Origin of the sequence: Pantoea sp. USHLN298 (assembly GCF_037149395.1) — a bacterium.
In the GTDB taxonomy this organism is placed as follows: domain Bacteria; phylum Pseudomonadota; class Gammaproteobacteria; order Enterobacterales; family Enterobacteriaceae; genus Pantoea; species Pantoea astica.
Genome location: NZ_JBBCRO010000007.1, coordinates 214,563 through 236,874, shown reverse-complemented (window position 1 = coordinate 236,874; position 22,312 = coordinate 214,563). Strand labels below are relative to the sequence as shown.

Genomic DNA, 22,312 nt, shown 5'->3' with positions numbered 1-22,312 from the left:
AATGCGGCTGCGCCACATTGAAGTGTTCCAGGCAATTGTCCAGACCGGCACCATCAGTGGCGCGGCGCGGCTGCTTAACGTCTCGCAGCCCAATGTCAGCCGGGTGCTGAATCACGCCGAGCAGCAACTCGGGTTTGCGCTGTTTGAGCGGCGCGCGCAGGGAATGGTGATGACCGAAGAGGGCCGTCGCCTGCTGCCGGAAGTCGATGAGCTGTACCAGCGGCTGCAGGCGATCACCCAGCTGGCGGAACAGCTGCGGCGCGGTGAAGGACAACGGGTGAGAGTTGGCGCAGCCCACGCCTTTGGTCAGAGCGTGCTGGCACCGGCGCTGGTGGCGTTTCGTCAGCAGGCCGCTTTCGTCAACGTCGAACTGGTCACCGAACACTTCAGCACGCTGTGTGGCGCGCTGCTTGATAACCAGCTCGATTTCGCGCTGGTGTTTGGTCAGCAGGTCGATGCCGATCTGCTGGCTGAGCCGCTGTTTCAGTCCTCGATGGTGGCGCTGCTGCCGCGCAACACCACACAGCGCGGGCCGGTCACGCTGGAGTGGCTGTGCCACAATAATCTGCTGATGATGCAGCAGCAGGACCCGCTGGGCCGGGTGCTGCACCGGGCGCTGCGCGATCGCCAGCTGCATTCGGCCCACTCGCTGTCGATCAAAACCTACTCCGTGATTGCCGATATGGTGCTGGCGGGCGGTGGCGTGGGCGTGGTCGATCTCTTCACCGCCTGCCGCTATGCCGATCAGCTGACGCTGCTGCCGGTGGCCCAGCCGCTGCCGTTTGAGGTGATGCTGATCAGCCGCCGTGACCAGCCACAATCGCAATCCACGCTGCATCTCAAGCAGGTGATCCGCACCCAGCTGTGGGCGATTGCCCGTCAGTGCGAAGCGCAATTTGTCACGCCGTTAACCGGATAACCCGCCTGCTGCCTGATCCCGTCCTACACTGAGTTATCCCCCCGAAACAGGAGCAGCGGATGATCCAGAAACATCGACGAAAACAGGCGGCTATCGTGGCAGGCGTTGGGTTAGGTGTGGCGGCCACACTGTGGGGCATGAAACGCTGGCAGCAGCTGAAACAGACGCCGCCGGTCTCGCCGCGCAGCCATCACGCCGGGCTGGCCGGTTATTATCAGCAGATTGGCGACTGGCGGATGTTTACCCGCGTGACGCCAAATGAAACTCAGGGGCTGCCGGTGGTGCTGATTCACGGCCTGGTGCTGTCCGGCCGGGCAATGGAGCCGCTGGCGCTGGCATTGAGCCGCGATTATCACGTACTGGTGCCGGACCTGCCGGGTTTCGGTGCCAGTGCGCTGCCCGCCTCAGCACCGGTGATGTCGGTGGATCAACTGGCGGACGCGCTGTGGCTGTGGCTGCAGCACAACGGTTTCCAGCGCGCCATCTGGGTGGGCAACTCGTTTGGCTGTCAGATTCTGGCTGCGCTGGCGGTGAAATATCCGCAGGCGGTAGCGGGGCTGGTGCTGCAGGGGCCGACGGTCGATCGCCACGCCCGTAGCCTGCCACGTCAGCTGTGGCGCGACTGGCGCAATGGCCGACTGGAAGCCCGTCGTCCGCCGGGGCCGCTGGCGCGCATCGATTACGCCAAAGCGGGTCTGCGGCGCGCCTTTGGCACCCTGCGCGCCATGATGCGTGACCATATTGAGCATCGTCTGACCTACATCAGCGCGCCCACCCTGCTGCTGCGCGGCTCGCGCGACCCGGTCTGTCCGGCGCGCTGGCTGGATGAACTCGCCGCCCTGATGCCGCACAGCGAAACCCTTACGCTGCGTGACGGCACGCACACCCTGCACTACGTCTATCCGTGGAGTTTCTGTCACGCCATTCGCCCGTTCCTGGCGCGTATCCAGCAGGAGGATCAGCATGAGTAAACCACCGAAAGGGATTGCCCGCTTCGACTCGTCCGCCGCGATGCTGCTGGCGCTGGCTAACGCGCTGCACGATCGGCCTTTCGCCAGCCCCAGCCAGTCACCGACGCTGGATCGCCTGCTGCCGTCGCTTAACCGGCTACCCACCGGGCTGCGCGAATGGGGTTATGCGCTGGGCGGCATGGCAGAAGGCATCACGCTGCGTCAGGCCGGCGAGCTGGATGTGGAAGGGATCGCCGAATGGATGGTCAGTGAATATCCGCAGCAGGATTATCCGGCGGCCTTTATCGGTTCATCGAACGGGGCGCTGATTCACCTGGCGGCGGCGATGGGCGCGCCCTGGCTGCCCCAGACCTTCCTCTGCCCGGTGCGGGCCGCCAATAACGATCCCGATGATGCGCAGACCAGCTTCGAGCAGGGCAAGGAGATTGCCGCCGCGCTGCTGGCCGCCTGGCCGCGGCTGGCGGTGCACCACATGCAGGACCCGAATCAGGATCGGCTGATGCTCGATCAGATGCGCTACTTCCGGCTGAAACTGCGCGAACTGCCGCTGGCGTTCAACGAGTTTCTGATGGGCAGCCTGCCGGCCGGGTCAACGCTGTTTATTAATCACTGCACCCGACAATGGCCGGTCACGCGCACCAGCGATCGCTCGTTCTTTCAGTTTGGCGCGCTCGGCGGCGCGACCGAAAAAGAGTACTTACAGGGTGGCCCGCGGGTGGCGGAATATCTGGCGCGCTACGGCATCGATCGCGAGCGCTGGACGCCGCCTGCCATCACTGACCACGTACCGGAAGCGGAATGGGGATTAGATGGTTATCTGATTTCGCCGCTGAAAAAACTGGCGGAGGCTCAGGGCCTGAAGCTGATGGAGATTCGTTACGAAGATCCGGAGGCGATGAGCTATGTGGTGGCGGAGATCTACCGCGACTGGTATCTGGCCGCCGGTATTTTACCGACCCGCCTGACGGTGGACAGCTTCCTGCTGATGGACCCCTGGTGCAGTATGCAGCAGCACGCGATTCCGTTCTGGCTGGTGTTCTGCACCGAGCCCTCCGCCGCGGCGCTGCAGCGTTTCCTCGAAAAACAGCCGCCGTTCCGCAACATCGACATGATGCTGTTTTCCCACGGCACCGACAGCATCGGGCTGGCAGAGATCACGCGCTGGCAGTCGCTGCTGGCCTATGCGCGGGAGGAGGGAGCGTTGATTGGGGTGGATGAGGAGCGCTTCCCGCGCGATTTCGCCACTTTCGCCCGCTTTGACTCGGCATTACGGCAACGGGCGCCGCTGTTACCGCCGCCGCCGCCGCTGAGCGTGGAGAAGGTGATTTCCGGTATCCAGCGCTATGGCTCGAAACATGGCGTGACCCTGACGGCGCTGACCTGATGTCTGCGCCGTCAGGCGGGATTACTCGCCGTCGGTGATCGGTTTGCGCACCAGCAGCAGGTAAGCCAGTGCGCCAACCAGCGTCACGCAGGCACAAATCATCAGCGCCATGCTGAACGATTTGGTGGTGTCGAGCACCCAGCCGGTGATGACCGGTGCAAAGGAGGCGAAGATAAAGCTGGCGAAGTTCTGGATACTGCCGACCGATGCGGTCATGCGGGCCGTCACATTGGCGTGAATCAGGCCCCAGCATGAAGTCCCGGCGAAGTGAATGCAGAACAGCGCCATGCCAATCAGCGTCACGGCACTGGTGGTATCGGTGGCGCGGGTCACCACGGCGGTAAAGCCGGCCGAGAGCAGCATCCCGCTGACGATGCAGACCTTGCGGGTTTTCACCGCGTTAAAGCCCCGGCGGACCAGCGAATCGACCACATAGCCGTTCAGCAACATCCCCGCGGCACCAAACAGGAACGGAATCGCCGCCAGCAGGCCGGTGCTTTTCAGATCCAGATGATAGGTCGACTGCAGATAACCCGGCAGCCAGGCGATATAGAGCCATGCGGTATAGTTGATGCCGCTGAAGCCAATCATCATTCCCCACATGGTGCGCTGCTTAAACAGACCGCGCCACTCTTTGAAGCTGATCGGCTCTTTACGCGACGCCACACTGCCCGCCTGCAGATAGTGGATCTCTTCTGCGCTCAGGGTGTTGTTATCGCGATCGCGGTAAACCATATACCAGCCGATAGCGAGGAACATCCCGAGGATACCGATGGTGACGAACATGCCGCGCCAGCCCATCACCAGCATCATCGCCGCCAGAATCGGCGGTGCCACCGACAGGCCGATCATTGAGGCGGCATTAAACATCCCCATCGGCATACCGCGATCTTTGATATTGAACCAGTCGTTAATCACTTTGACGCCGCACGGGTTCATCGGCGCTTCACCAATGCCCAGGCCGATACGCACCAGGATGAACTGGGTGAAGTTATGCACCAGCCCGGACGCCGCCTGAAACAGCGACCAGATAAACATGCCGATGCCGAGCATAATGCGCGGCCCTTTACGATCCAGCAGCGCGCCGCACGGCAACTGCGCCAGGCCGTAGGCCAGCGAGAAGGCCGAGAGCAGGAAGCCGATCTCGGTGGCGCTCAGCCCCATCTCCTCACGAATGGTCATGTTGGCGACCGACAGCGAGCTGCGGTCAAGGTAGTTGATAATGGCGGCGAACAGCAGCAACAGCATCGCTGTTACCTGAATTTTGCGGATGCGCGGTGAGCGAACGATATCGCCGCGCATCGGAACGTAATCCTGGCCTGGCGCCGCACTGCCGGACACGTTGTCGTGGCCGGTCACTGATGTCTTTTCCATTGCACTCTCCCGAAGCTGGGTACTTATCGTTATGGTGAAGAGGGGGTTCGCGCGGCGGCAAATGGCCGCCATGACGTTGCTGTCGAGACTAAGAGCAAAGGGTGAAGGATGTTGCAAAGATGTTTCTGAATCGTGCGGGAGCTAATGCTTTGTGGTTTTTAATCGGTTTTTAATTGTACTGCCCGATCGAGCGCACCATTGAGGTTTTGGCGGTCGCCAGATGGTTATGTAATGCACAGAGCGCGTCAATATCCTGACGGCCGATCAGCGCGGTCAGAATCGCCATATGCTCCTCCAGCGCCACGATATTTCGCTGTTTCAGATCGCTCTCATCCCACTGATAATGCGAATGAAATATCACTGAGATAATCTCCAGCGACTGATTAAAAAAGGGATTGTTGGCGGCCGATAAAATCAGCGAATGCATCTGCCGATCCAGCGCGGCAAAGTGGCGGTAGTTGCTGGCGATGGTGTCGCGCATCGATCGGTGGCGATCCAGCAGATCCCGCGCCTGTACCCAGCGCTCATCGCTGGCGGGCAGATTCAGAAAGCGGCTCAGCGCATGGGTTTCCAGCATCTCCCGCAGTTCAAACAGCTTCTCTGCGTAATCCTGGGTGAATTTCTTCATCCGCCACTGACCCCGTTTGACCGGCTCCAGCAGATCGTAGCGCATAAAACGCAGCAGAAATTCCCGTACCACCACCGGGCTGACTTTCACCTGCTGGGCCAGTTGCAGTTCGCTGAAGGTATCGCCCGGCACCAGCTGGCGCTGATTAATCATATTAAAAAAGACCTGCTCGAAGTGGCTGGCCTGCTGCTCAATCGGCGGCGTTAACGCGCTGAACCCATCTTCTTCCTGCGGATCGCGGACGATCAGGTAAGTCTGATCCACTTTTTCCAGCACGCCACGCTGATGCAGATAGTGCAGGGTATGACGCACCGTGGTACGGCTGATATTGAACATCTCGGCCAGCGCCGCCTGGGGAGGCAACGGCGAAAGAATGTGGCGCTGGGCGATGCTTTCCAGCATCTGATTGATCACGTTATGACGTAAATTCTGACTGCGGCTCATGTCGCCCTCCGGTTTTTAATGCATTAAAAACCATTCAAAGCCCAAAAAAATCGTCGTGCTTCACACTTCCCGCAAGCCAACGCCGCGCGGCGGTCAGGATTCGCCATAACTGCGTGCAGGACAAACCGGAGAATCACCATGACAACAATGAAAGCACTGGTCATCGCCGAGCCACGCAAGATGGTATGGGCCACGCGCGAGCAACCGACGCCCGCCGCCGGTGAAGCACTGATTAAAATTCTTACTGCCGGTATCTGCGGCACCGATATTCACGCCTGGTCCGGTAATCAGCCGTTCTTCAGCTATCCGCGGGTGCTGGGCCATGAACTCTGTGCCGAAGTGGTGGCGCTGGGCAGCGGTGCCAGCGGCTTCGAACCGGGTCAGCGGGTGGCGCTGATGCCTTATATCTCCTGCCTGCGCTGCGATGCCTGTCAGAGTGGCAAGACCAACTGCTGCGAGCAGATCTCGGTGATTGGCGTGCATCAGGATGGCGGTTTCTGCGACTACCTGAGCGTGCCGGTCAGCACGCTGCTGGCGGTCAATCAGGTGGCACCGGAAGCGGCCGCGCTGATTGAACCCTTTGCCATCAGCGCTCATGCGGTAAGACGCGCGGCGATCGTGGCTGGCGAGCAGGTGTTAGTGGTCGGGGCGGGGCCGATTGGACTGGGCGTGGCGGCGATTGCCGCCGCCAGCGGCGCTGAGGTGGTGGTCGCCGATACCAGCGCCTTCCGTCGTCAGCACGTCGCTGATCAGCTTGGCCTGGCGGCGCTGAATCCGGCGGAAGAGGACTTTTACACTGCGCTACGCGAGCAGTTTGGCGGGCGTCTGGCGCTCAAAGTGATCGACGCCACCGGCAGTCCGGCGGCGATGAACAATGCGGTGAATCTGATGCGCCACGGCGGCACCATCGTCTATGTCGGGCTGCATAAAGGCGATCTGGTGATCCCGGACAGTGAGTTCCATAAAAAAGAGACCACCCTGATGGGCAGCCGCAACGCCACCCGTGAAGATTTTGATCGGGTAGTGGCGCTGATGGCCAGCGGCGCGCTGCGCGCAGAGATGATGCTCAATCATCACCTCGATTTTTCATCTCTGGCAGAAACGTTTGAGCCGCAGGTGATCAACAACCGCGAGCTGATCAAAGGCGTGATTCATTTCGATCGCTGAGGTCACTCAGGGTGCGGTCAGGGCCTGAAAGAAGTGTGACCGCACCGCGTCAGCATCCACCGCCAGCGCAATACGTTGTGCTGGCAGCCCCTCGAACGGATCATGACGCGAGGCCAGCGCGCTGAGTTTGCGCACCGTCTGGCCGCAGGCAATGCCCTCGGTGATCACCCGCAGCGGGCTTTCCGTTAAGGTGAACGCCTCAGGCAGGCTGAGCCAGGCCAGCGCCAGCGTGTCATGCAGCGCCATGCCGTTAAAGCCCTCTTTCGCCAGGCTGTAAGCCAGATAGGGACGGCAGATAGCGCTCAGAACCGGCTGGTTGAGCCGCTCAACCTCATCGCCGGTGATCAGCACCTGATGAGTGACATCCAGCGGAATCACCACCACCTTCAGCGCCGACGTCAGCACCTGATCGGCGGCGTGCGGATCTTTCCAGATGTTAAATTCGCTGAACGGCGTCACGTTGCCGCTATGACCGCCGGTGCCGAAAGCGCCACCCATAATCACCAGCTCCTTAATCAGCGGAACGATCTCCGGTGCCTGATTAATCGCGCTGGCAATGTTGGTCAGCGGGCCAATCGCCACCAGGGTGATCTGCTGCGGATGGGCGCGTACGCTGTCGATAATGAACTGCACCGCACCCGGTGCCGCGTCGCTGAACGGGTTGTCAAACGCATCCCCCAGTCCATCTTCGCCGTGCAGCGTGGCGGGCGCACTCGGACGCTGCGCCAGCGGCCGGGAACAGCCACGATACACCTCTGCCTTAATCGCCATTTTCTCGCAGAACAGCCGGGCATTTTTCACCGCCTGACCCACCGCCACGTTACCGAACACGGTGGTGATGCCCAGCAGATGCTGGGTGCGCGCCGCATAGGCCAGCGCAAACGCGTCGTCAACGCCGATGTCAGTATCAATAATCAGGGTACGCATAGCCTTTCCAGGTCTCCGCCTTAATCCTCAGCATTACCCTGACCGCCGCGCCGTCGTCAAGGTTTTCAGCGCCAGCGGCGGCGGCGGCGGCTCAGTTGCCAGCCGGATAGCCACATCGTATTATCCTTCGCTCAAGGTGATGGCGTGCCACCTTTCCCAACCGCCGGCGGGCTTAACCCCGGCTGATGACGCCTGACACTCTGTTTATCCTTTCGCGGGAGCTGCGGTGTCAGGCGCGGTTTATCTCTGCCTCCTCCCTCAGCCCGGCGTGACATCTGCAATCAGGAGCAAGACATGTTGAAACCGTTGTTCGCCGTCATGATTGGCGGCTCTGCTGGCTGTGTGCTGCGGTGGCTATTCGCGGTGCGTTTCAATGCCTTATTTCCCAATCTGCCGCCCGGTACGCTGCTGGTCAATCTGATCGGCGGGCTGGTGATCGGTGGCGCACTGGCGTGGTTTGTCCGTCATCCGGAGGTCGACCCGGCGTGGAAGCTGCTGATCGTCACCGGACTGTGCGGCGGGCTGACCACCTTCTCCTCGTTTACGGCGGAATTAATGGGGTTGCTACAATCAGGTAAGTATCTCTGGGCGATGGCCAGCGCGCTGGTGCATGTGATTGGCTCACTGCTGATGGCGTTTGCCGGTTTCGCGCTGGTCACGCTGCTGGGCTGAGGCGCGGTAATCGCGACTTGTCATAACGCTTTAGAGGTAGATACTGTTTCAGCTGCGATGCTCTGGCAGGCCGCAAGGCGTGCGGCGTTGCAGCTGATGATTTTCACCGATTATTCCGGACGATTAAGGAGCAGAGAGATGAGTCGTAATCCAACATTCCTTAACCTGGTGTTGTTAAACGGTGAGCCCGGGCAGAAGTTGCAGGCGGCGCGTGACGCCGGTTTCGACCAGGTTGAAATCTGGCGCGAAGATGTTGATACCTGTGACGGCGGTGCGGTGGCGCTGGCCCGGATGGCCGCGCAGCAGGGGCCTGGCTTTACCAACCTGCAGGTTCTGCGTGATTTTAGCGGCGCGCCCAGCGCGCTGCGCGGACAGAAGCGCGACGAGCTGCGTCAGTTTATTCAGATCGCTCAGGCGCTGGGGTGCGACACCCTTCAGGCACCCGCCACCACCCGCGAAGATTGCTGCGCCGAGCAGATCGACGATGACCTGCGCTGGATGGCGTCGGAAGCGGCACGTTACAACATGCGCATCATGTATGAGCCGATGGCGTGGTGCAGCGTCGATAACACCCTGCCGCTGGCATGGCAGCGCTTGCAGCGTCTCGATCAGCCCAACATCGGGCTGGTGGTCGATCTGTTTCACATCTGCGCGCTGGGCGGCGATGCGTCCCAGCTCGATGGCATTCCTGCCGAGCGGATTTACGAGGTGCAGCTGTGTGATATGGCGGCCGTTCCGCCGCAGGATAAGCAGAGCCTGATCGACATCGCGCGTCATCAGCGCCTGCTGCCCGGCGACGGCATTATCGATATCGGACGCTTTGTGGATAAGCTGAAAAGTGCCGGTTATCAGGGCCCGGTTGGCATTGAAGTGTTCAATGATACGCTGAAACGCCTGCCGCCTGAGGTCGCCGCACAGCAGGCGTGGCAGGCCCTGAATCGCTACTGGCCGTAGCCGTTAATCCTGCAGACACTGCGCAATAAACGCGGCGGCGTGCATCGCGCCCTGCGCTGAAATGGTGTGGCCGGTGGCGGGTTCAAACCGCGTCTCAACCGGCACCGCTGCCTGTTTCAGCCGGGCAGCGGCCGATTCGCTCTCCTGCCACGGGATCACCTCATCGGCCTGGCCGTGGATCAGCATCGCTGGCAGATAGGGCCGTGGCGTCAGCGCGCCGTCAAACGCCAGACGACCGGAAAAGGCCACCACGCCCGCCAGCGGATAACGGCCCGAGGCCAGCGCATCCAGCGCCATAATCGATCCCTGGGAAAAGCCGACCAGCACCACCTCCTGCCAGCGTCCGGCGAAGCCGTGCCGGGTCATGATGTCGCTGAGCGTGGCGTCAAACGCCGCCCGCGCCGCCTGCACCCGTGCCGGACGGTTCTCAGGCGTGACGCCGTTCAGGCTGAACCACTGATAGCCAAAACCGGCATCAAACCTGTCGGGCGCATCAGGTGACGCAAAGGCCACATCCGGCAATAATGTTGCCCAGTGATCGCCGATTGGGGCCAGATCGTCGCCGTTGCTGCCGACGCCATGCAGAAATATCACCAGTGCTTTTGCCATTATTGTTCCTCTGAAAAAGCCGTTATCACCCGTATTCACTCCGTTACCCCGATCGGTACCTTTGCGTTCAGCTGCAGCGCACACTGTTAAGCCTTTCATCGATACCGGAGAGCGACAGCATGCTTTTCCGATAGCGATTGAGCAAGAGATAATCGCGCATCCGACGCGACCTTCACATTGCGTGCCTTTACCCTTTCGCTGGCGCAGAAAACCTGCTTGACTGAACGTTCGCCCGTTGCTGTCTGGAGTTTTTCATGTCGCTGTTTCACCTGACTTCGCTGGCGGAGATCCCCGCCGCCGAGTGGGATGCGCTGTTGCCTGACGATCAGCCTTTTTTACGCCACGCCTTTCTGCTTACCCTGGAACAGAGCGGCAGCGTACGGCCCGAGTCGGGCTGGCAGCCGGATCATCTGGTCTGGCGCGAAGGCGGCGTGACCCGCGCCGCGCTGCCGGGCTACCGCAAACGCAATTCCTGGGGCGAGTATGTGTTCGATCACGCCTGGGCAGACGCCAGCCAGCGCGCCGGCATCCGCTATTACCCCAAATGGCTGGGCGCGATCCCCTTCAGCCCGGTCAGCGGAGCGCGCCTGCTGGGTGACAGCGCGGCCGCGGCGCAGTTGCTGGCGGCGTTACCGGAGCGATTGCTGCAGCAGGGATTAAGCGGGGCGCACATTAACTTTACCGATGCGCAGGCCAACCAGCTGCTGGCTGACCAGCCCGACTGGCTGGCGCGGCTCGGTTGCCAGTACCACTGGCACAACCGCGGCTACCGCGATTTTCAGGATTTCCTCGATACGCTGATGTCGCGCAAGCGCAAACAGCTGCGTAAAGAGCGCGAGCAGGTGATGCAAAGCGGTTTCGTGTTCGAGCGCTATCGCGGTGACCAGCTCAGCGAAGATCAGTGGGATTTTGTTTATACCTGTTACGCCAATACCTATGCGGTGCGCGGTCAGCAACCCTACCTGACGCGGGATTTCTTCAGCCTGCTGGCGGAACGGATGCCGGACAGCATCATGGTGGTCATTGCACGGCTACAGCAGCAACCGGCGGCGATGGCGTTCTACCTGCGGGATGAGAAAGCGTTATATGGTCGCTACTGGGGCTGTCTGGCGGAGTTCGATCGGCTGCACTTCGAAACCTGCTTTTATCAGGGGATGGATTTCGCGATTGAGCAGGGGCTGACGCGCTTCGATGCTGGTGCGCAGGGCGAGCATAAGCTGGTGCGCGGTTTCGAGCCGCAGATCACCCACTCGTGGCACTATCTGCTGCATCCCGGCTTACGCAGCGCAGTCGCTGATTTCCTGCAGCAGGAGCGGGAAGGCGTGCGCGGCTGGGCCGAAGAAGCACGCGACGCCTTGCCTTACCGACGCGGCGATTAATCGACGCCGACAAAACCGCCGGTCTGATGCTGCCACAGGCGCGCATACAAGCCGTTGCGCGCCAGCAGCTCCGCGTGGCTGCCGGTCTCGACAATCCCGCCTTTATCCAGCACCACCAGCCGGTCCATTTTCGCGATGGTCGACAGGCGGTGCGCGATAGCGATAACGGTTTTGCCCTGCATCAGTGACTCCAGGCTCTCCTGAATTGCCGCTTCCACTTCGGAGTCCAGCGCCGACGTCGCCTCATCCATGATCAGGATCGGCGCATCCTTCAGCAGCACGCGGGCAATCGCCACCCGCTGACGCTGACCGCCCGACAGCTTCACGCCGCGTTCCCCGACGTGGGCATCAAGCCCGGTGCGGCCCTGCGGATCGGAGAGCAGCGGAATGAACTCGTCCGCGCGGGCGCGGCGAATCGCCATCTGTAACTCCGCTTCACTGGCGTCGGGACGCCCGTAGAGCAGGTTTTCACGTATCGAACGGTGCAGCAGCGAGGTGTCCTGAGTGATCATGCCGATCTGACTGCGCAGACTCTCCTGAGTCACCGTGGCGATATCCTGATCGTCAATCACAATCCGTCCACCGTTCAGGTCATACAGCCGCAGCAGCAGATTGACCAGCGTCGATTTACCGGCACCGGACGGGCCAATCAGGCCAATCTTCTCGCCGGGTTTGATGTCGAGGTTGAGCTGGTTAATCACCTGACGGCCGCCGCCGTAGTCAAAACGCACATCTTCATAGCGGATCTGACCGCGCGTCACCTTCAGCTGTTTCGCCCCCGGCGCATCCTGCACGCTGAGAGGCTGAGAAATGGTGTTCAGGCCATCCTGCACCATGCCGATGTTTTCGAAAATGCCGTTCACCACCCACATGATCCAGCCCGACATATTCACCAGACGGATCACCAGGCCCGTCGCCAGCGCAATCGCCCCGACGCTAATCAGCGACTGGCTCCAGAGCCACAGCGCCAGTCCGGAGGTTGAGACAATCAGCATCCCGTTCAGCGCCGACAGCGTCAGATCCATGCTGGTGACCATGCGGCTGGCGTGCTGGGTTTTGTCGGTCTGCTCCTGAATCGCTTCGCGCGCGTACCGCCGCTCCAGATCGCTGTGGGCGAACAGTTTGATGGTGGTGATATTGGTGTAGCCATCGACGATGGTGCCCATCAGCTTAGAGCGCGCTTCCGATGAGACCACCGAGCGCGCCTTGACGCGTGGCACAAAGAAACGCAGCGAGGCGCTGTAGGCGAGAATCCACAGCACCAGCGGGATCATCAGCCGCCAGTCCGCTTCGGCGAACAGCACCAGCGAGGTGACTGAGTAGATCAGCACATGCCAGATGGCGTCGACCAGCTGCACCGAAGAATCGCGCAGCGAACTGCCGGTCTGCATAATCCGCTGCGCGATACGGCCGGCGAAATCGTTCTGAAAGAAGTTCAGGCTCTGACGCAGCACGTAGTTGTGATGCTGCCAGCGGATCATGCTGGTCATGCTCGGGCTGATGCTCTGATGCACCAGCATATCGTGCAGGGCGATAAAAATCGGCCGCAGGATCAGCGCCACCGCGCCCATCCACAGCAGCAGCGGCCAGTTATCGCTGAACAGGGTGGCGGGCGTTGAGTGATTCACCAGGTCGATAATGCGGCTCAGGTAGCTGAACAGCGCCACTTCGATCAGTGCGGACGCCAGCCCGACCAGCAGCAGCGCGGCAAAACTCGGCCAGACCTGGCGCAGGTAGTAAGCATAAAAGGACCAGACCGTAGTGGGTGGCGAATCGCTGGGAGCATCATGAAAAATATTGATAAAGCGTTCAAAACGGCGATACAACATAGCAGTACTCTTTCCGTCCGATGAAGAGCTACAGCTTAGTGCAATAAACCCGCCCGGCTAACAGGAGAAAATATGGAAATTACCATTCGGGGACGCGAACCTCACGATGCCGCCGCCTATCAGCGGCTCTACAGTCACCCTGATGTCTACCCCTGGACGCTACAGTTGCCGTTTCCCAGCGTCGCGACCTGGGAGAAAAAGTTCCTGAAAATGGATGCCGAAGGGTTTATCGCCTTTGTGGCGGAAATCGACGGGGAGATGGCCGGAGAGCTGACCTTGTTTGTCGATAATAAACCGCGCACCCGGCACAGCATCAGTTTCGGGCTGGGCGTCGATCCCGCCTTTAGCGGCCGCGGCGTGGGCGAACGGCTGATCCGCACCGCGCTCGACTATTCGCGCAACTGGCTCGGCATCAGCCGTATGCAGCTGGAAGTGTTTCACGACAATCAACGGGCGCTTCGGCTCTATCAGCGTCTGGGGTTTGAGCGGGAAGGGGTTCTTCGTCAGGCGGCACTGCGTGACGGTAAACTGCATGACGTGGTGGTGATGGCGAAACTGCTGCACGAGGCCTGACAGACGGTGGTCAGGCTGTTCTGATCAAGCCAGGCCATTGAGACTCATGCTCGTCATTTAAGGTTAAATTTGCAAAGGCTGTCACGGTCAGACGTGGCAGCTTTTTTTGGGCAGGCGTGCCGGCGTGCGGGCCTGAGCACCTCTGCTGCTGCCGGGCCGTCCTCGCGCCGCTGCGCGGTACCTTCGGCTTTGACGTCGTGCCGACGAACCGTTCGCGGATCGGCCCTCCCTGGCCGGCCCCGAACTCTCCACGCTTCCCGGCGTGGCGTTCTGGCCCAACGTCACGCCTCAGCGCTGCGGATAGCCCTTTCAGCAGCAGAGGCGCTCAGGCCTCCACTCTTGTGCCCTTTTTAACAATACACACTGAAGTTTCAGAGCAGGCGGGGGCCGATCAGGGGCAGGCAATCCGCAGCGCTGAACAGAATGAGTCTGCCAGGAGAGCCCGCAGGACGCGGGCGAAAGGCGGGGCGGCACAGGATGTGCCATCCCCGGCGGTCCGTCAGGCAGAGGAATGACGTGAAGGAACCGCGCAGCGGCGCGAGGACCGCCAGCCCCGGAGCGGCACCAGACTGCGTTATCACCGGTCGCTTAACTGACGAGCATTAAGCCATAGCTGTCGGCTGGCGCTAATTCCTCGATCTGGCGCACATTCTCCGGCACAACGCAGCGGCTTTTTCTGCTTTTGTGCAGCGCCGCACTGGCGGTTGTGGCGGTTGCCAGAATTAAGCCAAATCAGCGTCGACGATCTCAACATTCGCACAATGACCAATGATTAGCCTCCTATCTATATTTGCTCAACAGGGGAATCTCAGCGGTATTCCTGAAAAAAACCTCGCGACGTAACCCGCCGCTTTTTAAGGAATTCACCTCATGGTTAAAGACAAAACGACCACCCGCACCACCCATGTTCGCATCTGGATCCTGTGTCTGATCCTGTTTCTGTCGGTGGTGGCGTATGCCGACCGTTCGATCCTGTCGATCTCCGGATCGGCGATTAAAGAGGAGTTCGGCCTGTCAGCGATCCAGCTTGGGCTGATCCTCTCCGCCTTCAGCTGGGCTTATGTCATTGGGCAGATCCCCGGCGGGCTGTTTCTCGATCGCTTTGGTGCCAAAAAGGTCTATGGCGTGACGCTGGCGCTCTGGTCGGTCTCGACGCTGGCGATGGGCTTCGTCGGTGAGTTCTCCACCGGCCTGAGCGGCGCACTGATGCTGATGTTCGGCCTGCGTTTTCTGCTGGGACTGATTGAAGCCCCCAGCTTTCCCGCCAATGCGCGGGTGGTGATTATGTGGTTCCCTGGCGCAGAGCGCGGTCGCGCCTCGTCGCTGTTCAGCTCGGCACAATATTTCGCTGTCGCCATCTTCTCGCCGCTGTCGGGCTGGCTGGTATCGCGCTTCGGCTGGGAATGGCCGTTCTTCGTGCTGGGCGGTATCGGCGTGCTGGCGGTGTTTGTCTGGGCCGCCTATATGCGCGAGCCGCGCAACCATCCCGGCGTATCAGAAAGCGAACTGCAGCACATTATTAAAGGCGGCGGCCTGGTAGATATCGACGCCGCACAGACCCTTAAAGCGCGTCCGCCGGTCAGTAAAGCGATGTTCAGAAAGCTGCTGACTAACCGCATGTTGTGGTGCGCCTATCTCGGCCAGTACTGCATTATCGCGCTGAGCTACTTCTTCATTACCTGGTTTCCAATCTATCTGGTGCAGGCGCGCGGGATGGACATCATGGAAGCGGGCTTTGCCACCATTGCACCGGCGCTGTTCGGCTTCCTCGGCGGCATCAGCGGCGGCTATATCTCTGACAAACTGATTGCCAGAGGCTGGAGCGTCTCCTGGGCGCGCAAAACGCCCTATATCGTCGGGATGCTGATGGCGGCCAGCCTGGTGCTGGCGGCGGTCATCCCCAGCAACGTCGGCATTATCGCCATTATGTCATTTGCCTTTTATGGCAAAGGAGTGGCGGCGGGTGCCGGAACCTGGACGGTGATCAGCGACACCGCGCCGAAAGAAGCGGTCGGCCTGGCAGGCTCAATTTTTAACGGCATCGGCAATATCGCCGGTTTCACCACGCCGCTGCTGTTCGGCATCATCGTCGGCCTGACCGGCAGCTACGGCATCGGGCTGGCCTTCGTTGCTGCGCACTGTGTGGTGGCGGCACTGCTGTTCCTGCTGGTGATGGGACCGATTGAACGGGTCGGCGAACAGAATCAACGGCCGGTATCCTACGAAAAACAGGGGAAAGAAGATGGCATTAAAGCAATGTAACGTGCTGATTAAGGGAAAATTTCTGCCACCACAGCTGATAGCGAATATCGAAACGTCTTTTACCGCCTATCGGCTGTGGGAAGCGGACGACGAAGCGGCTTTTCTGGCGGAAATGGGTGCAAAAATCGACATGCTGGTCACCAGCGGCAATGCGGTAATGGGCGCACCGGCGGCGCTGATTGCGGCGCTGCCCAATCTCAGGGCGATCTGCAGCAACGGCGTCGGTTACGACAGCATCGACATGGCGGCGGCCCGGGCGCGCAACATTGTGGTGACCAATACGCCCGAGGTACTGAATGAGTGCGTCGCGGACCTCGGCATGGCGCTGCTGCTGGACGTGGCGCGACGCATCAGCGAAGCGGACCGCTTTACCCGCGCCGGCCACTGGCAGCAGGGACGTTTTCCGCTGAGCCGCAAAGTGGGTGGCAAGGTGTGCGGCATCGTCGGGCTGGGCAATATCGGTCAGGCGGTGGCAAAGCGGGCGCAGGCGTTTGATATGACGATTCACTACTACAACCCGCGCTCACGCCCGGATGTGCCTTATATCCGTCACGACAGCCTTGTCTCACTGGCGCAGCAGGCAGATTTTCTGGTGCTGACGCTGCCTGGCGGGGCGGCCACACGGCAGATCATCAACGCCGAAGTTCTGCAGGCGCTGGGTCCGCAGGGTTATCTGATTAATATTGCGCGCGGCAGCGTGGTCGATCAGCAAGCGCTGATTGCGGCGCTGGAAAGCGGGCAGATCGCCGGGGCCGGGCTGGATGTGTTTGAGCAGGAACCGCAGGTGCCTGCGGCGCTGCGTCAGTGTGACAACGTGGTGATCACCCCGCACATCGCCAGCAATACCACAGAAACCATGGCGGCGATGGCCGATCTGGTGTTCGAAAATATGCTGGCGTTCGCCAGCGGTAAAGCGGTGCTGACCCCGGTAGCGTAACGTACCGGCGATGCCGTGGCGGGCATCGCCGTAGTGCCAGCGAAAACCTGTGAACAGGATGCTTTTCCCCGCGATTTATCCTGCCTCCTCCGACCACACACTCCGCACAAAACGGCCTGAAGAAATTTTGTCCAGCTGCCGATATCACCTTACCCCCCGCTGATATTAAGGAGTGATATCGTGATAAAGCTGATTACCGTTGACGAATTACGTCCAGGCATGTTTATCCACAAACTGGAGGTCTGGTGGATAAAAGACAAACGTATTCGCAACCAGATGCTAATCACCGATCCACGACAAATCGCTTTGCTACGCAACGAAGGGATCCAGCAACTCTGGATCGACCTCGATCGATCGGTGCAGGCGCCGATCGCGCCGGTTGTGACAAAAAGGTCGATCGCCCGGACGCCGTTTTTCCAGGAGCTGGATCAGGCGCAGCAGATCTTTCAGCAGGGCAAATCGAAAGTGCTGGCAATGTTTAACGAGGCGCGTCTCGGGACCAGCCTTAACCTCGATTATATGATGGATCTGGTGGATGAAATCTCCGGATCGATCCGGCGTGAGCCTTCTGCGCTACTGAGCGTGGCGCGGCTGAAAAATCACGATGATTATACCTATCTGCATTCGATGGCGGTCTGCGGGCTGATGATTTCGCTGGGTAAAAGGCTCGGGCTGAATGAGATCCAGCTGCGGCGCGTCGGGATGGGCGGCTTGCTGCATGATGTGGGCAAAGCGGCGGTGCCGCTGGCGATCCTGAACAAAGCGGGCAAGCTGACCGATGACGAATTTACTATCATGCGGCAGCACCCCATCGTCGGCGCGCAGATGCTGATGGAGGCCAATGCCGACGCCGATCTGCTGGATATTGCGCTGCACCATCATGAAAAGTATGACGGCAGCGGCTATCCGCACGGCCTGAAAGGCGAGGAGATTTCGCTCTATGCCCGCATGGCGACGGTGTGCGATGTCTATGACGCCATCACCTCGACGCGCGCCTACCGCACCGGCTGGACGCCCGCCGAGGCGATGCATCAGATGCTGAGCTGGCGCGGCCACTTCGATAACGGCCTGCTGCACGCCTTTGTCCGCACCATCGGCATTTATCCGGTCGGTTCACTGGTGCGGCTGGCCTCAGGTCGGGTGGCACTGGTGGTGAAAGCGGGTGAAAAATCGCTGATGAAGCCCTGTGTCCACGTTTTCTGGTCGCTGCACGCCCAGCGCGAAGTGAAACCGGAAGAGCTCGACCTTGGCGACAGCTTCTGTACCGACAGCATCGTCGGGGCGGAAGACAGCACGCGGTGGGGCAATGTCGACCTCAACCGCATCTGGGCGCTGGAAGTCGCCTGATTTTTCGCCATTTTTACACTATTTTTACGCCCGCCCGCTGCATTTTAACCCCTTCTTTATACGCCGCCGCGCAAGCTAATCAGCAAATCCAAACCTCTGGAGGTTCCTGTGAGCGTGGGCGTAATAACCGGCATTGTGCTGGTGGTGTTGTTACTGGGCTATCTGATCTATGCCCTGTTAAATGCGGAGGCCTTCTGATGGCGGCTAATGCTTTTTTACTCGTCGGATGTTACCTGCTGCTGTTAATGGTGCTGGCGCAGCCGCTTGGCCGCGGGCTGGCGGCATTGATTGCCGATAAGCCGGTGTTCGCCCGGGCCGAAGCGCCGCTGTGGCGACTGCTGGGCGCAGAGCAAAGCGAGATGCGCTGGCCGCACTACCTGCTGGCGATCCTGCTGTTTAATGCGCTCGGCTTTGCGCTGCTGCTGGCGATTTTACTGCTGCAGGGCACGCTGCCGCTTAACCCGCAGGGACTGCCGGGCCTGAGCTGGCATCTGGCGCTCAATACCGCGGTCAGCTTCGTCACCAACACCAACTGGCAGTCCTACAGCGGTGAAAGCACCCTGAGCTATTTCAGTCAGATGGTGGGCCTGACGGTGCAGAACTTCCTGTCGGCGGCGACCGGTATTGCGGTGGCGTTTGCGCTGATTCGCGGCTTCGCCCAGCGCGGCATCGGGACGCTCGGCAACGCCTGGCGTGACCTGACGCGCATCACGCTCTATGTGCTGCTGCCAATCAGCCTGCTGATGGCGCTGGTGTTTGTCAGCCAGGGCAGTATTCAGACGCTGTCGCCTTATCACACGCTTACCACGCTGGAAGGCACGCAGCAAACGCTGGCGATGGGCCCGGTCGCCTCGCAGGAAGCGATCAAAATGCTCGGCACCAACGGCGGCGGCTTCTTTAACGCCAACTCCTCTCATCCGTTTGAAAATCCGAATCTGCTGACCAACCTGATCCAGATGCTGAGCATTTTCCTGATCCCGGCGGCGCTCTGCTTTGCCTTTGGTGAAAGCGTGCGCGATCGCCGTCAGGGCAACATGCTGCTGTGGGCGATGACGCTGATGTTTGTGGTGGCGGTGGCAGTCGTCATGTGGGCCGAACTGCGCGGCAACCCGCACTTCCTCCAGCTGGGGGCCGACAGCGCCATCAACATGGAGGGCAAAGAGACCCGCTTTGGCATTCTTAACAGCAGCCTGTTTGCGGTGATCACCACGGCGGCTTCCTGCGGTGCGGTCAACGCCATGCACGACTCCTTCACCGCGCTGGGCGGCATGGTGCCGATGTGGCTGATGCAGCTGGGTGAAGTGGTGTTCGGCGGCGTCGGTGCCGGACTCTACGGGATGCTGCTGTTTGTGCTGCTGGCGGTATTTATCGCCGGGCTGATGATCGGCCGTACCCCGGAATTTCTCGGTAAAAAGATCGACGTATGGGAGATGAAAATGACCGCGCTGGCGATTCTGGTGACGCCGGCACTGGTGTTAATCGGCACCGCGCTGGCGATGATGACGGACGCCGGTCGCTCAGCGATGGCTAACCCCGGCATTCACGGCTTCAGTGAAGTGCTCTACGCGGTCTCGTCGGCGGCCAATAACAACGGCAGCGCCTTTGCCGGGCTGAGCGCCAACACGCCGTTCTGGAACCTGCTGCTGGCCGCCTGCATGCTGCTGGGTCGCTTCGGCATCATCATTCCGGTGCTGGCGATTGCCGGTGCCATGGCGGTGAAAAAAGTGCAGCCGGTGGGCAACGGCACACTGCCGACTCACGGCCCGCTGTTTATTGCGCTGCTGGTCGGTACCGTGCTGCTGGTGGGGGCGCTGACCTTTATTCCTGCTCTGGCGCTGGGCCCGGTGGCTGAGCATCTGCAACTTGTTCAGGGACAATCCTCATGAGTCGTCAACAACAGGCGTTATTTGACGCGGCGCTGCTGCGTACTTCAGCCTGGGATGCGCTGAAAAAGCTCGATCCACGGGTGCAGTTCCGTAATCCGGTGATGTTTGTGGTCTACCTTGGCAGCATTCTCACCTCATTTCTGGCGCTGGCGATGCTGGCTGGCAAACTGAACGGCAGCGCCAGTTTTACCGGCGCAATTGCGGTCTGGCTGTGGTTCACCGTGCTGTTTGCCAATCTGGCCGAGGCGCTGGCGGAAGGGCGCAGTAAAGCCCAGGCCAGCAGCCTGAAAGGGGTGAAAAAGACCAGCTTTGCCAAAAAACTCACGGCGGCGCGCTATGGCGCAGAGTGGCAGCAGGTGAGCGCCGATCAGCTGCGTAAAGGCGACGCGGTGCTGGTGGAAGCGGGCGACATCATTCCGTGCGACGGCGAAGTGATAGAAGGCGGAGCTTCGGTGGATGAGAGCGCGATTACCGGCGAATCCGCGCCGGTCATCCGTGAATCGGGCGGTGATTTCGCGTCGGTAACCGGCGGGACCCGCATTCTCTCGGACTGGCTGGTGATCACCTGTAGCGCCAATCCGGGCGAAACCTTCCTTGACCGGATGATCGCCATGGTGGAAGGGGCCAAACGGCGTAAAACCCCGAATGAGATCGCCCTGACCATTCTGCTGGTGTCGCTCACCATCGTGTTTCTGCTGGCGACCGTCACCCTCTGGCCGTTCTCGGCGTGGGGCGGGACGCCGGTCAGCGTCACGGTGCTGGTGGCGCTGCTGGTCTGTCTGATCCCGACCACCATCGGCGGCTTACTGTCGGCGATTGGCGTGGCGGGGATGAGCCGGATGCTGGGTGCTAACGTCATCGCTACCAGCGGCCGCGCGGTGGAAGCGGCGGGTGATGTGGATGTGCTGATGCTGGATAAAACCGGCACCATCACCCTGGGCAACCGTCAGGCGACGCAGTTTCTGCCGGCACCGGGCGTCAGCGAAGAGCAACTGGCGGATGCCGCTCAGCTCGCCTCGCTGGCCGATGAAACACCGGAAGGTCGCAGCATCGTGGTGCTGGCGAAACAGCGATTTAATCTGCGTGAGCGCGATCTCAGCAGCATGGGCGCCAGCTTTATTCCGTTCTCGGCGCAGACCCGGATGAGCGGCGTCAACGTGCAGGACCGGCTGATCCGTAAAGGCGCGGTCGATGCGGTACGTCGCCATATTGAAGCCAGCCACGGCGCGTTTCCGGCCGAGGTGAATGCCCGGGTTGAAGAGGTGGCGCGCACCGGTGGTACGCCGCTGGTGGTGGCAGAAGGGGCGAAAGTGCTGGGTGTGGTGGCGCTGAAAGATATCGTCAAAGGCGGCATTAAAGAGCGCTTTGCCGAGCTGCGCAAGATGGGCATCAAAACCGTGATGATCACCGGCGATAACCCACTGACCGCCGCGGCGATTGCCGCCGAAGCGGGCGTGGATGATTTTCTTTCCGAGGCGACGCCGGAAGCCAAACTGGCGCTGATCCGCCAGTATCAGGCAGAAGGACGGCTGGTGGCGATGACCGGTGACGGCACCAACGATGCGCCGGCGCTGGCCCAGGCCGACGTGGCGGTGGCGATGAACTCCGGTACCCAGGCGGCGAAAGAGGCGGGCAACATGGTCGATCTCGACTCGAACCCGACCAAACTGCTGGAAGTGGTACACATCGGTAAACAGATGCTGATGACGCGCGGTTCACTGACCACCTTCAGCATCGCCAACGACGTGGCGAAATATTTCGCCATTATTCCGGCGGCGTTTGCGGCCACCTATCCGCAACTCAACATGCTCAACGTGATGCATCTGCACTCACCGGCCAGCGCGATTCTGTCGGCGGTGATCTTTAACGCGCTGGTGATTGTGTTTCTGATTCCGCTGGCGCTGAAGGGGGTCAGCTATCGCCCGCTGAGCGCCGCGGCCCTGCTGCGCCGCAACCTGCTGATCTACGGGCTGGGTGGCCTGCTGGTGCCGTTTGTCGGCATCAAAGCGATCGATTTGCTGTTAGTGCTGTCAGGCATGGCCTGAGGAGA

19 protein-coding genes and 1 riboswitch are annotated in these 22,312 nt (G+C 60.7%); of the genes, 14 read left to right on the top strand and 5 right to left on the bottom strand.

What is annotated here, in order from left to right; translation table 11 throughout:
• The first annotated feature begins 1 nt into the window (after nucleotide 1).
• From WFK59_RS19050 to WFK59_RS19040, 3 genes are read left to right on the top strand one after another with little or no spacing between them, the layout of a single operon-like run.
• Complete coding sequence (locus WFK59_RS19050; RefSeq protein WP_233986539.1) at nucleotides 2–919, top strand: LysR family transcriptional regulator; 918 nt, start codon at nucleotides 2–4, stop codon at nucleotides 917–919.
• A gap of 59 nt (nucleotides 920–978) precedes the next feature.
• Complete coding sequence (locus WFK59_RS19045) at nucleotides 979–1,890, top strand: alpha/beta fold hydrolase (protein ID WP_233986543.1); 912 nt, start codon at nucleotides 979–981, stop codon at nucleotides 1,888–1,890.
• Nucleotides 1,883–3,274, top strand: coding sequence for a hypothetical protein (locus WFK59_RS19040; protein WP_336756841.1), 1,392 nt, complete (start codon nucleotides 1,883–1,885; stop codon nucleotides 3,272–3,274). Before WFK59_RS19045 ends, WFK59_RS19040 begins: the two co-directional genes overlap by 8 nt.
• A 21-nt stretch (nucleotides 3,275–3,295) precedes the next feature.
• Here WFK59_RS19040 and WFK59_RS19035 read toward each other — a convergent pair whose 3' ends face one another.
• Both WFK59_RS19035 and WFK59_RS19030 read right to left on the bottom strand, forming a co-directional pair.
• A complete protein-coding gene (locus WFK59_RS19035) occupies nucleotides 3,296–4,648 on the bottom strand; it encodes an MFS transporter (RefSeq protein ID WP_233986553.1) in 1,353 nt (450 codons plus the stop codon).
• Between the two features lie 169 nt (nucleotides 4,649–4,817).
• Complete coding sequence (locus WFK59_RS19030) at nucleotides 4,818–5,720, bottom strand: GntR family transcriptional regulator (RefSeq protein ID WP_233986560.1); 903 nt, start codon at nucleotides 5,718–5,720, stop codon at nucleotides 4,818–4,820.
• A 138-nt stretch (nucleotides 5,721–5,858) separates the two neighbouring features.
• On the opposite strand from WFK59_RS19030, the gene WFK59_RS19025 reads away from it, so the two are divergent.
• Nucleotides 5,859–6,887 carry a zinc-binding alcohol dehydrogenase family protein gene (locus tag WFK59_RS19025; protein ID WP_233986568.1) on the top strand — a complete coding sequence of 343 codons (1,029 nt, stop codon included), beginning with the start codon at nucleotides 5,859–5,861 and terminating at the stop codon, nucleotides 6,885–6,887.
• 6 nt (nucleotides 6,888–6,893) lie between these two features.
• On the opposite strand, the gene WFK59_RS19020 is transcribed toward WFK59_RS19025, so the two are convergent.
• The gene (locus tag WFK59_RS19020; protein ID WP_336756838.1) at nucleotides 6,894–7,814 is read right to left on the bottom strand and encodes a nucleoside hydrolase; all 921 of its coding nucleotides are present in this window, start codon (nucleotides 7,812–7,814) and stop codon (nucleotides 6,894–6,896) included.
• Nucleotides 7,815–7,940: 126 nt separating this feature from the next.
• Nucleotides 7,941–8,016: riboswitch (Fluoride riboswitch) on the top strand.
• A 92-nt stretch (nucleotides 8,017–8,108) separates the two neighbouring features.
• Between WFK59_RS19020 and crcB the strand changes: the two genes are divergently transcribed.
• On the top strand, nucleotides 8,109–8,486 hold the full coding sequence (crcB, locus tag WFK59_RS19015) for a fluoride efflux transporter CrcB (protein ID WP_233986593.1): 378 nt from the start codon (nucleotides 8,109–8,111) through the stop codon (nucleotides 8,484–8,486).
• A gap of 138 nt (nucleotides 8,487–8,624) precedes the next feature.
• Nucleotides 8,625–9,440, top strand: coding sequence for a sugar phosphate isomerase/epimerase family protein (locus WFK59_RS19010; RefSeq protein WP_336756837.1), 816 nt, complete (start codon nucleotides 8,625–8,627; stop codon nucleotides 9,438–9,440).
• Between the two features lie 3 nt (nucleotides 9,441–9,443).
• Here the strand turns inward: WFK59_RS19010 and WFK59_RS19005 are convergent, their stop codons facing one another.
• The gene (locus WFK59_RS19005) at nucleotides 9,444–10,049 is read right to left on the bottom strand and encodes an alpha/beta hydrolase (protein WP_336756836.1); all 606 of its coding nucleotides are present in this window, start codon (nucleotides 10,047–10,049) and stop codon (nucleotides 9,444–9,446) included.
• A gap of 254 nt (nucleotides 10,050–10,303) precedes the next feature.
• Between WFK59_RS19005 and WFK59_RS19000 the strand changes: the two genes are divergently transcribed.
• A complete protein-coding gene (locus WFK59_RS19000) occupies nucleotides 10,304–11,428 on the top strand; it encodes a GNAT family N-acetyltransferase (RefSeq protein ID WP_336756835.1) in 1,125 nt (374 codons plus the stop codon).
• Here the strand turns inward: WFK59_RS19000 and WFK59_RS18995 are convergent.
• Nucleotides 11,425–13,257 carry an ABC transporter ATP-binding protein gene (locus tag WFK59_RS18995; protein ID WP_336756834.1) on the bottom strand — a complete coding sequence of 611 codons (1,833 nt, stop codon included), beginning with the start codon at nucleotides 13,255–13,257 and terminating at the stop codon, nucleotides 11,425–11,427. The genes WFK59_RS19000 and WFK59_RS18995 overlap by 4 nt on opposite strands.
• 72 nt (nucleotides 13,258–13,329) lie before the next feature.
• On the opposite strand from WFK59_RS18995, the gene WFK59_RS18990 reads away from it, so the two are divergent.
• The 7 genes from WFK59_RS18990 (at nucleotide 13,330) to kdpB (ending at nucleotide 22,307) form a co-directional block, all read left to right on the top strand.
• A complete protein-coding gene (locus WFK59_RS18990; protein WP_233986628.1) occupies nucleotides 13,330–13,830 on the top strand; it encodes a GNAT family N-acetyltransferase in 501 nt (166 codons plus the stop codon).
• A gap of 870 nt (nucleotides 13,831–14,700) precedes the next feature.
• The gene (locus tag WFK59_RS18985; RefSeq protein WP_233986630.1) at nucleotides 14,701–16,092 is read left to right on the top strand and encodes an MFS transporter; all 1,392 of its coding nucleotides are present in this window, start codon (nucleotides 14,701–14,703) and stop codon (nucleotides 16,090–16,092) included.
• Entirely contained in the window at nucleotides 16,073–17,029 is a 957-nt protein-coding gene (locus tag WFK59_RS18980; RefSeq protein ID WP_336756831.1) for a 2-hydroxyacid dehydrogenase, read from the top strand. The genes WFK59_RS18985 and WFK59_RS18980 overlap by 20 nt, the downstream gene beginning before the upstream one ends.
• A gap of 180 nt (nucleotides 17,030–17,209) precedes the next feature.
• Nucleotides 17,210–18,376 carry an HD-GYP domain-containing protein gene (locus tag WFK59_RS18975; protein WP_336756829.1) on the top strand — a complete coding sequence of 389 codons (1,167 nt, stop codon included), beginning with the start codon at nucleotides 17,210–17,212 and terminating at the stop codon, nucleotides 18,374–18,376.
• 108 nt (nucleotides 18,377–18,484) lie between these two features.
• Nucleotides 18,485–18,574, top strand: coding sequence for a K(+)-transporting ATPase subunit F (kdpF, locus tag WFK59_RS18970; RefSeq protein WP_010253443.1), 90 nt, complete (start codon nucleotides 18,485–18,487; stop codon nucleotides 18,572–18,574).
• Entirely contained in the window at nucleotides 18,574–20,262 is a 1,689-nt protein-coding gene (gene kdpA, locus WFK59_RS18965; protein ID WP_233986642.1) for a potassium-transporting ATPase subunit KdpA, read from the top strand. Before kdpF ends, kdpA begins: the two co-directional genes overlap by 1 nt.
• A complete protein-coding gene (kdpB, locus tag WFK59_RS18960) occupies nucleotides 20,259–22,307 on the top strand; it encodes a potassium-transporting ATPase subunit KdpB (RefSeq protein ID WP_336756826.1) in 2,049 nt (682 codons plus the stop codon). Before kdpA ends, kdpB begins: the two co-directional genes overlap by 4 nt.
• The last annotated feature ends 5 nt before the right edge of the window (nucleotides 22,308–22,312 follow it).